This window comes from Flavobacterium algicola (genome assembly GCF_022399565.1).
Classification (GTDB): domain Bacteria; phylum Bacteroidota; class Bacteroidia; order Flavobacteriales; family Flavobacteriaceae; genus Flavobacterium; species Flavobacterium algicola.
This window is the reverse complement of sequence record NZ_JAJTUT010000002.1, coordinates 37,353-48,401: the sequence shown is the minus strand read 5'-3', so window position 1 is coordinate 48,401 and position 11,049 is coordinate 37,353. Positions and strand designations below refer to the sequence as shown.

The window sequence follows — 11,049 nt, the reverse complement described above, 5'->3', positions numbered from 1 at the left end:
TAAAATATTTAATGAAAAACATCCGACCTAAATCAATTAAGTATTACTTTATTTTTTGTTCGAAATTTCATGAATAGTACTAATCCTGAAAAGGCAATGGTTAAGATAATAGGAATGATCATCGTCACTTTTAATACTTGTGGACCAGCAGCATTTTTGGCTAATTCCATCAGGTTTGATATATCAACAGAAGCATTTATTTCTAAAGTTGATTCTTGTGGCAAATAATTCATGATTAATTGGTCATAAAAGTTCCCCATAAAAATAGTGTAGATTGACACTGCAAACATACCTGCTCCTCCCATTAAATTTAGTCCTAATGCACCAGAATTTGGAATATTCTCTGACACGAATCCTAACATGGTTGGCCAAAAATAACAAACTCCCAAGCCAAAAACAAAAGCCCCTATAAAAATAGCATTTCCACTCAAGGTAGCTAATAAGTACAACCCGATTGCTGCAAAAATAGAAGATAAAAGTAATACCCCTTGCGGAGAAAAGCGATGTACAACAGGCTCTGCTACTCCTCTACCAATAATCATCACACCTGTAGTTAATGTCAAAATTAAAATAGAATTATCTGTTACATTTTTAAGTAACATCTCTATCCACTGACCCGTAAATAGTTCTGTGATAGCAGTACCAAACATACAGACAAACATAAAAATGAATAGCGGTGAGGTAACCGACTTATACATTGTACCTACAGATACGCCTGATGAAACTCTTTCTGTAACAGGAAATTTAAGTTTGGAGAAAAGAAATCCGTATGCAAAAGTTGGTAGCAACATTATCGCCACCTGAACTTGCCAATTGAGATTTAAGTAGTTGAATAAAAGAACGATTAAAGTTCCTATAAAAATACCACTTGGAAACCACAGATGAAAATGGTTTAATTTTGTTGTTTTATTATCTGGATAAAGTGATGCTACTAAGGGATTGCATGCTGCTTCTACAGTTCCGTTTGCAATACCAATTAAAAGTGTCGAAACAAAAAGTGTCCAGTATCCTTGTGCAAATATTGTCAAAATGATGCCTAGTAAATGAAAGATAAATGCCGTGACGAGCAATTTTTTCATTCCAACGAGATCGACAATAAAACCACCAATAACAATGGCCAAAGGAAATCCCCAAAATGCAGTAGCAATTATAGTTCCTAACTCACCTGCAGTAAGCTGGAAATCGGCTCCAAGTTTGCTCATTATTCCTGCCCTAATCCCAAAAGAAAGTGAGGTTACTAATAGTGCTAGACAGCTAGCCCAAAAGAGTTTATTCTTTTCGATTGATTCCATATTTTTGTATAGGTTTTGGTTGGTTAATAGTGCAAATTACTACAATGGTTAGTGTAGTATTAGTAATTTTATTTTATATTCACTTTTAATTTGCTTAGTGTCGAAAGTCAATTATATTCTAGAATTTCACAATCTATAATCCTAAAATTTTTCTATTAAGCTCCTTATTGATTCCGGTTGCTGCAAAATCATCAAAAGCTTTATCAGTTACTTTTATTATGTGTTCACTGATAAATTTCGCTCCCTCTTTGGCACCGCATTCAGGATGCTTAATGGCACATTCCCACTCCATCACAGCCCAGCCGTCAAAACCGTAGGTAGCTAGTTTACTAAATATTTGTTTAAAATCAACTTGTCCATCTCCCAAGGATCTGAACCTTCCTGCACGATCAACCCAATTTTCATAGCCGCCGTAAACACCTTGCTTACCCGTTGGGTTAAATTCGGCATCTTTTACATGAAACATTTTTATACGTTCGTGATAATGATCGATATAACTTATATAATCTAAACATTGCAGTAAAAAATGAGACGGATCATAAAGCAGACAAGCTCTTGGATGTTGATCTACTTTGTCCAAAAAACGTTCATAAGAAACACCGTCATGCAAGTCTTCTCCTGGATGAATTTCATAGCATACATCGACACCTGCCTCATCAAAAGCATTTAAAATAGGTAGCCAACGGTTTGCTAGTTCGGTAAATCCATCATCAACCAATCCAGGAGGTCGTTGTGGCCATGGATAAATAGTGTGCCATAGTAAAGAACCACTAAAAGTTGCGTGTGCAGTAATTCCTAAATTTTGAGATGCTTTTGCAGCATACTTTAATTGCTGCACTGCCCATTTTGTTCGTTCTTTAGGATTGTTATGGTATTCTTTGGGAGCAAATCCATCAAATAATTGATCGTATGCTGGGTTTACAGCAACAAGTTGTCCTTGCAAATGGGTCGAAAGCTCGGTTATTTCTAATCCTGCCTCATTGACTTTCCCCTTAATCTCATCTGCATATGTTTTGCTTTCAGCCGCTTTTTGTAAATCAAAATAATTACTGTCCCATGTTGGAATTTGCACTCCCTTGAAACCTAAACTTTTTGCCCATTGGCAAATAGATTCTAAATTGTTAAATGGAGCCTCTGAACCTAAAAATTGTGCTAGAAATATAGCTGGACCTTTAATATTTGTCATACTACTTTGTTTTTATTTAATAATTTATGAAGAATCATTTATCTTTTAGACTACAAAGTTCATCCACTTCTCAGTAGAATTACCTGAAGCTATTGATTGTTCTATAAAAGCCATTCCTCTTACTCCATCATCGATCCCTGTAAAATCAAGCATCTCTTCAGTTGGTGCTTCATGGTTCAATTCCGCTTTTATAGTGAGAGCAAAATTGCGGTACAAATTAGCAAAAGCTTCTAAATAACCTTCGGGATGTCCTCCTGGAGTACGGGTATTGTGCTTTGCAAATTTACCGAGATAGGCACCTCCCGTTTTCAAAATTTGGCACGGTTGATCTGCCCATTTAAGAAGGAGTACATTTGCATTTTCTTGCTGCCACTCTAGACCTCCTTTCTCACCGTACACTCTAATTTTAATATTGTTTTCTTCACCTGCTGCCACTTGGGTAGCAAATAAAATACCCGAAGCACCATTATTAAATTTCAATAAAACGGTTGCATCATCATCTAACTTCCGACCTGCTACTACTGTATTAATATCGGCGTTTATTTGAGTTACTTTTAAGCCCGTAATATATTCTGCAAGGTTAAAGGCATGAGTTCCAATATCGCCAAGAGCACCACCCATTCCGCTTTTACTAGGATCAGTGCGCCAAGCAGCTTGTTTGTTATCACCACTCTCTTCATATTTACTCAACCACCCCTGCGGATATTCGACATAAATCTTTTTGATAATTCCTAGTTTATTTTGTGCAATTTGTTGCCTGGCCTCCTTTACCATGGGATAGCCTGTATATGTATGTGTCAAGCAAAAACGCTGTTTTGTTGCTTCTGCAAAGGCTTTTAATTCTTTCGCTTCTGCCAAGGAGAAAGCCATTGGTTTATCTAGAATAACGTGAAAACCATTTTGCAGTGCTAATTTTGCAGGGGCAAAGTGTACATGGTTTGGAGTTACAATACTTACCACTTGCATGCGCTCATTTTTTGATAAGAGCTGTTCCTTCTCAAAAAGTTCTGCATAAGATCCATAGCACCTTGCTGGATCTAGACCCAAATCTTCTCCACTTTCAATTGATAAATCCGGATTAGAACTAAATGCACCGCAAACCAATTCGTATTCGCTATCAATTTGGGCTGCTATACGGTGAACTGCACCTATAAAGGCTCCTTTACCGCCACCTATCATTCCGAGTCTAAGTTTGTTGGACATAATAGTTTTTGTTTGGTTGTTAAAATGCAACGACACCAATATTATTAATTACTATCGTTGCTATTATTTACTACTTATTTCTTTTTTTCTAGCTCTTCCATGGTGTAAGGCATAGTTCTATTGGCAGTCGCTTTTCTAATTTTCGCCACTTCTTCAGGAGTTACAACTCTAGCTTTGTTTCCAAAATCACTTCGAACATAACTCAAAACAGCAGCTATATACGCATCATCATTATCAACAAGTGAGGGCATCAAATTGGCAGTATAACTTTTACCGTCGATCGGACCTGTAAGTCCTCGCAGCAAAATTTTGATTGCTTTTTGAGGATCTTTTTCATTAATAGTTTTATTATTTGCTAAAATTGGAGCCAAAAATTCTTTCTCTCCCAAAGCGATACCTTTAGCATCCATACCGTGACAAGCAGCGCAAAAAGTTTTATAAATAGACGATCCTTCACTTATAATTTTTTGCTCAGTTATACTCATTAGCTTCTCTGCAGCCAAACGTTTTTCTGCAGCTATCTTAGCATTCTCAAAAGTTTTTACTGAAGTAGTCAACACTTCGTTATCTGGATATTTTTCTAACATAAAGTCAATGATCCCTTTTGCTTTTTCACTTTCGTTAAAACGTAGCGACAATCCAAGTTGTAACCTTACATCTGCACTACTATCTATTTTTAATGCATCAAGTTTTTCTAAGATGTAAGCATTACTTTTGTTGTCCATAAAATTTTCACTTGCCCAAACGGCAGTTTTTCGAACTTGAGCATTATCATCTTTAAATGTTGCTGCCAATAATTCTTTTGACAAAGAATGCATACCATTTAAAGCCCACAAGGCATGAATTCTACTTAAGTGATTGTTTGATGTTTTCAGCATCATTTCTAGCTCTGGAACTACTGATTTATCATTACGAAGTACTAATAATTTTTGAGCATTCTCTCTCCACCACCCGTTTGGATGATTTAAATAGGTTACTATTTTTGAACTGCTAGCATCAAGTAAATCTGGTTTTGTTTTATTAGGTTTTATTTTATCATGTACTACTCGATAAATACGACCGCGTCCTACATTTTTCTCCAATCCCTTTTTTAAAATTTCTGGTCTTAGAAAACTTCCCTCTTTTGTCCAGTTACTTTCTTGAATTATTCCGTGGTACATATCAACAATATACAAACAACCGTCTGGTCCCGTTGCCATGTTTACAGGTCTAAAGTTCATATCGGCAGAAGCAATAAATTCTTGTTGCTGGTACGCATTTTCTAATGTGATTTTACCATCTGTGTTTTTTACAATAGCTCTTCTTATCAAACGTCCCACAGGTTCACAAACCATATAATTACCTTTTAAGTCTTCTGGTAAAGCATCCCCTCTATAAATCGTTTGCCCAGTAGATGCTGTAAAGTGATTTAAAGTTCCGTCTTCCCTTAACCTTTTCAAACCCCCTTGCACATCTGGTGTCGCTATAATTGGCCAGGGTTCTATGAAGTCACCAACTAACTGGTTCTTAAATTCCAAATTTCCGTAAAAGTTATTTTGCTGAAATCCTAGGGCTGGATTTTCTCCTCCGGCAGATGAAAAGAACAAACGACCATAATCATCTAAACCAAGTCCCCATTGCCCTATCGGGTTACCGTGTAACTCCTCTGGTATTAATTTTCCGTTTTCAAAAGAATAACGAATTTTGTTTACAGTAACATAAATTTTATTATCTAGATTCCACATCAAACCGCTTTTTTGGTGTTCAAGATTTTTACTATCACCATCATTGTTTTCATATACAATTACCTTCTCATCGGCATGTCCGTCATTATTAGTGTCTCTGTAGCTGTATATGTTATTTGTAAATGTTTCATTAACTAATAGGCGATCATCTAAACATAACATCATACGCGGCAGTACCAAACTGTCAAGATAGACAGTTGCTTTGTCCATTGCGCCATCTCCATTGGTATCTTCCAACAGTTTAATTTTGCAAGTATTCATTTTCTGACCAGTACCATCGATATCTTGCATGTAGGTATTCATTTCAGCTACAAACATTCTACCGTTTCCATCCCAAACAATTGCTACAGGTTCGCTTACCATAGGCTCACTAGCTACCAATTCCAAATGATATCCCTTTTGCATAGCCATCAATTTCATACTTTCTTCTGCCGAGACTGGTTCTGGTGATGGGTTTGGATTAACTACAATTTTACCTGTACTGTCTCGCTCAAAACTGTCTTTGTAAGCCTTACAAGTAACTATTAAGGTTAATAAGATGAAGAAACCGAAAATATAATTGATTCTTTTTTTCATGATTTGCTTTTATAATTATTTCTTTTTCCCCATAGCATATTTAATGCCTCCTAATAAATGCTGTAAGAACAAAGGTTCTTGATATGATTCGTCTGTATGCCCCAAAGCAGTATAAAACGATCTACCTCCGTCATAGTCGTGGTACCAAGCCATCGGATGATTTGCTCCCATCTTTCCTTTTCCAGCGTCATAAGAATTTTCATCTATCGTTATCAACACTTTTAAATCTGCTGCCATCCATTTGTAATTATACCATTCATCTTTTCTTTTCCATTCAGCAGGTAAATGTTTTGTAGCGATATGTTTTTTATTCGAAACTTTTAAAATAGCATCTTGCTGTTTAGGATGACTGCTAAAATAAGCCCCTACCAAATTACCATACCAAGCCCAATCGTATTCGCAATCTGTCGCAGCATGTACGCCAACAAAACCACCTCCCGATTGAATATAATTTTCGAATGCTAATTGTTGCTCTTCATTTAAAACGTCACCTGTTGTACTCAAAAAAATTACAGCAGTATATTGTTTTAAATTTTCTTTCGTAAAACTCTTGCTATTGGTCGTTGTATCGGCCACAAATCCGTTAGCTTCTCCTAGCTTTATAATAGCAGCTATTCCTGCTGGTATCGATTGGTGATGAAACTTTGCCGTTTTACTAAAGATCAAAATTTTATTCGTTTTCATGGCAAAAGAACTTTCGACACTAAACAAAAGAAATAGAACCATCAAAATAGAAATTGATTGGCCTTGCTTTATTTTTTTAAAATTCATAATAGTATTTTTTAAAAGTTAGTTCTAAAAAGTATTCCGTAGGTACGAGGCGTGCCCAAATGTGCAGCACCAAAACTGTATGCATAATCTACATAATTTTTATCGGTCAAATTCTCTGCCCATAGAACGAATTCTACATTTTTATAAGTAATACCTGCTCTCACATTTAATAAATGATAAGAACTTTGGGTAAATTGATTCGGCAAATCAAAATATTGCTTACCAAGGTAACGCCACTCTAACCTTGCAAAACCTTTGGTGTTTGTTGTAATCGATTTTCCGTATTGTGCAGCCAGCATGGAAGTTACATTAGGTGTAAACAACTGCTTGTTATAATCGAAAATTTCTGAAGCACCGTTATTTGCTATAATTAACTCCTTATACTTGGCATCTGTAAATCCTAAATTATAATTCAGTTCGAAATTTTTAAACGGAATAAATTCTGTTTGCAATTCTACTCCCTTACTATGAAGTTTTCCAGCATTTTGTGTCACGGTAATAGCATCGGGCAAAAGTAAGGTAGGTATCTGAGCGTTATTAACGCTTGTGTAAAAAGCAGTCAAGTTGACTCTTAAATGATTGTCTAAAAATGTATTCTTTGTCCCTATCTCAAAATTATCACTTAGCTCTGGCTCATAAGTCAATAAAGCTTCTCTAGGATCACCTGATAATTGACTTATTCCTCCTGTTCTAAAACCTCTATTATAGGTCACAAACAAATTTGAGTTTTGATTTATTTTGTACTGCAAACCTGCTTTTGGGCTAAAGGAATTAAAACTGGCAGATGCCGAAGTTTCAGGAAATATCGTTCCAATTTGTTCTCCATCAGCCTGACGCTCTCCTTGGGCAGATAGCTTTTTACTCTCTAAATCATATCGTAAACCAAAAATAAAATCCAGTTTATCAGATATGGAAAAGGTACCTTGACCAAACAAAGCCAAACCATTACCTTGACCAGTATTAGTATTGATATAAGTAACATTACTTTCGGGAGCACCCAGCAAATCACCATCATCACCAATGTGAGTACCTTGTTTTACTGGATTGTATTGATGAAATAAATAGGTTCCCGCAAGCCACTGTAATTTGGAGTCCGAATTGGCTTTTGAGCTGAATCGCAGTTCTTGACTTACCACATTGATGTTATTCCAATCTTTACCATAATTATTTACAATCGAATAACCATCTAATGGAGAAAAATCGCCGTCTATAGGTGTTTTGTAATATCTGTAATTACTTTGGTAGGCTGTTTGCGAAACGAAATCAAATGTTCTTGCATTATAATTAATTGACAAACTTGTATTAAAAGTTTTGTCTACCATTTCGGCTATATTGTTTTGATTTAAAACAAAAGGATTGCTCAATGCTTCCGCTATACTTGACGCCAGAGGAAAAGCACCATCATTTGAATTTTGAATGTGTTTTGCATTTAGCGTAATAGCTAACTTAGAAATTGGTTTGTATTTTAAGTAATAATTACCCATCACACTATTTTGCTTGTCGAAATTAGAGCCGTCAAAATCGTTTGTATAATACCCATCTCTTTTAGAGTAAAATCCGCTAGCTCCAAAAAATAACTTATCTTTTACAATTGGTAATCTGATACCTGCACTAATACGCATCTGATTATAATTACCAAATCCTAGCTCTGCAAAACCACTTGTGGCATTAGTAGGTTGTTTAGTGATAATATTTACTACTCCCCCCATTGCATTTCTACCATACAATGTTCCTTGAGGACCACGCAATACTTCAATTCGCTCGATATCTTGTAATTGAGATATGTAGGTATCTAAGCCAAATTGATTTACACCATCTATATATGTAGCGACTGCGGGATCATATGATGTAGACGTGATACCACGTATTGATGTAATATTACGATTGTCACCCGGGTTGGCAGCATTGAAGTTGGAAACAATAGCAGTAACATCTTTGATATCCCAAATTTTATACTCTCTCACTTCCTTGTCCGTAAGAGTCGAAATGCTAATAGGCAGGTTCTGCTGATTCTCATCTCTCTTTTGAGCACTTACAATTACCTCATCAAGTTCATTACCAGATAAGTTCAATGTAAATACCAAAGCTCTATTTGCTCCACTTTCTATTTTTATAGCTTGACTAAAGACCGAATACCCTTCTGCTTTTACTTTTGCGAAATAATTTCCCTCGGCCAAACCTTCAATAGTAAAACTTCCGTCTTTTCTTGATATTGCATATATATTAGTATTTAAAATCGCTATCCTAGCATTTGCAATTTCCTGCGATCCGCTATTAATTACCTTACCCTCTATTACTTGTGATTGCTGTGCCATAATAGGCAAACTGCATATCAGCATGAAACATAATAATATGATTTTTTTCATTTTTCGAAAGAAATTCTATTTTATCGATAATATATACTTGATCATTTTTTTTGCTTCTTCAGGTTTAAGGCTAGCATGAGGAGCCATTGGAATGCTTCCCCAAACTCCCGATCCACCTTTTATCACTTTTTGGCTTAATAAATTGTAGTTTGCCTCGATCGCTGCATATTTTTTGGCAACATCTTTATAACTTGGTCCTAATAATTTGGCATCCGTTTTATGGCAAGCCAAACAATCCGACTTAGATATAAGAACTTTACCCTCTGCTATTTCAGCTGCAGTTGCTTTTTTAGCAGTTTGAGCAGTTATAGAAGTTGACGAAAGAGTCAAGTAAAAAATAGCTCCCGCTACTGATAGAAAAAATTTGTAAATGGAATTCATATTAATTTATAGTTTTTTGATTGGTTTTGGTTAATAGTATTTTTTGAAAATATACTTCTTAAATTAGAAGCTAATTTTCAACTTGTCTTTTACAATTTTTTCACGCTCTTCACTTAAGTGTGCAAACCATTGCTCACTATTTGTAATTTCACCAGCTTTGTCCCATGCAGCACCAGAGTAATAGGTAAATGATTCTCCTTTTGGTATAGTTACGGTTGCTAAATATTGTCCGTTTCGAATTTGCATATTGTCTACCTTTGTCGGAATTATAACTCCTACTCCTGTAGTACCATCTTCTCCATGTTGTGGCTCCCAGTACCCTAGAATTCCTTTCTTCCTGTTAAGTAAATCAGCACCAGCTTCAGGTCTTTTAATAATACCAATAACAACAGGTAGTTGCTTCATGTCATCATTGTATTTATAATGAACGTCAATTTTACTAAGTTGTGATCCAGCATCCAAACTTATCGTTTTTACTAAAGTTAGTTTTACTCCCGCAGCATCCCAAGAGTCATATTCTAATTCAAATTTTGTTCGTAACGGTCCGTTTTCTAACATTTTCCATTTTGAATAATTTTTAGAATAGTAAATGCTATCATTTATAAAAGGAGCAATTCCACCAGCTCCTAGAGTATAGCCAACATGGTAGTAATCCATACCATCCCCGTGATCCTTGTGGTATTCATTTCTGCCATAACGTTCATTTAATATCATTCGATCTGTACGCTTTACCCAAACATCTGTACCAAAGGCATTATCTTTTGGCGTACTTTCTAATGCTTTTCCATACATTCTAAAAGCAATTTTATCATTTTCCCATGCAAAATCGTCTAATCTTTCTGGTACATACCTACCAAAAGTTTTCACGACAAAATCACCATGTTTAGCTGCCATAAAAACTAATTTTAATTTTTGTCCAGACATTAAACTTACTTGTACCAAAAGATTTTGAATTTGCTTACTAGTAGTATATTCAAACTGATAAGTAATTTCGTTTTGAGACTGTGCATCTACAATTTTTAAATTTTCACTATCGATCGAAGGATTTTTTTCTTTTATCTTCTCCCACGAAATAGACACAACTTTGTCTACATAATTGAATTTACTTTTATTCTGAATAGAAACAGTTTGCTCCTTAATCGAAGTATTTGCTTGTAAAACGCAAATCATGCTGAAGAAACAGCAGAGCGAGGTGAAAAATTTTAATTTCGCAATTTTTAACATAATAAATTGAAATAAAGATTATTTATATAATTGTAAATATAAAGGATAGTAATATATCTGAAGTTAAATTATCGACCAATGGCTATAAAATATGATTCGTTTGTGCTAATTATAATTGATTACAGTGTAAAAAACCTACAGAATATCTAATAGTTCACCTTTACCACCACTTTTGTGTTTTTAAACCGTTATCAAGCAAATGATTTAATTTAGTACTCATATCCACTGACAAACTAAATCTATATTTATCAAAATTACTTGCGGCTTCAGAAAAAAAGCAAAAAAAAAGGGGATGGCTTCATAACCATCCCCTTTTTTCAAGTTGA

General features: G+C 35.2%; 8 protein-coding genes. All 8 read right to left on the bottom strand.

Going from position 1 to position 11,049, the window contains the following annotated elements; genetic code table 11:
• Positions 1–32: 32 nt before the first annotated feature.
• Positions 33–1,292: an MFS transporter gene (locus LXH21_RS07270; protein WP_239863938.1), complete on the bottom strand. Its 1,260-nt coding sequence runs from the start codon at positions 1,290–1,292 to the stop codon at positions 33–35.
• Positions 1,293–1,425: 133 nt separating this feature from the next.
• Positions 1,426–2,478, bottom strand: coding sequence for a sugar phosphate isomerase/epimerase family protein (locus LXH21_RS07265; RefSeq protein WP_239863936.1), 1,053 nt, complete (start codon positions 2,476–2,478; stop codon positions 1,426–1,428).
• Between the two features lie 45 nt (positions 2,479–2,523).
• Complete coding sequence (locus LXH21_RS07260) at positions 2,524–3,681, bottom strand: Gfo/Idh/MocA family protein (protein ID WP_239863933.1); 1,158 nt, start codon at positions 3,679–3,681, stop codon at positions 2,524–2,526.
• Between the two features lie 74 nt (positions 3,682–3,755).
• Complete coding sequence (locus tag LXH21_RS07255) at positions 3,756–5,981, bottom strand: DUF7133 domain-containing protein (RefSeq protein ID WP_239863931.1); 2,226 nt, start codon at positions 5,979–5,981, stop codon at positions 3,756–3,758.
• A 15-nt stretch (positions 5,982–5,996) separates the two neighbouring features.
• Positions 5,997–6,752 carry a ThuA domain-containing protein gene (locus tag LXH21_RS07250; RefSeq protein WP_239863929.1) on the bottom strand — a complete coding sequence of 252 codons (756 nt, stop codon included), beginning with the start codon at positions 6,750–6,752 and terminating at the stop codon, positions 5,997–5,999.
• 11 nt (positions 6,753–6,763) lie between these two features.
• Positions 6,764–9,118: a TonB-dependent receptor gene (locus LXH21_RS07245; RefSeq protein ID WP_317208786.1), complete on the bottom strand. Its 2,355-nt coding sequence runs from the start codon at positions 9,116–9,118 to the stop codon at positions 6,764–6,766.
• Between the two features lie 15 nt (positions 9,119–9,133).
• Positions 9,134–9,499, bottom strand: a complete 366-nt coding sequence (locus tag LXH21_RS07240; RefSeq protein WP_239863921.1) for a c-type cytochrome — start codon at positions 9,497–9,499, stop codon at positions 9,134–9,136.
• A 63-nt stretch (positions 9,500–9,562) separates the two neighbouring features.
• Positions 9,563–10,723 (bottom strand): DUF4861 family protein, encoded by a 1,161-nt coding sequence (locus LXH21_RS07235; RefSeq protein ID WP_239863918.1) that lies wholly within the window; start codon positions 10,721–10,723, stop codon positions 9,563–9,565.
• Between the last annotated feature and the right edge of the window lie 326 nt (positions 10,724–11,049).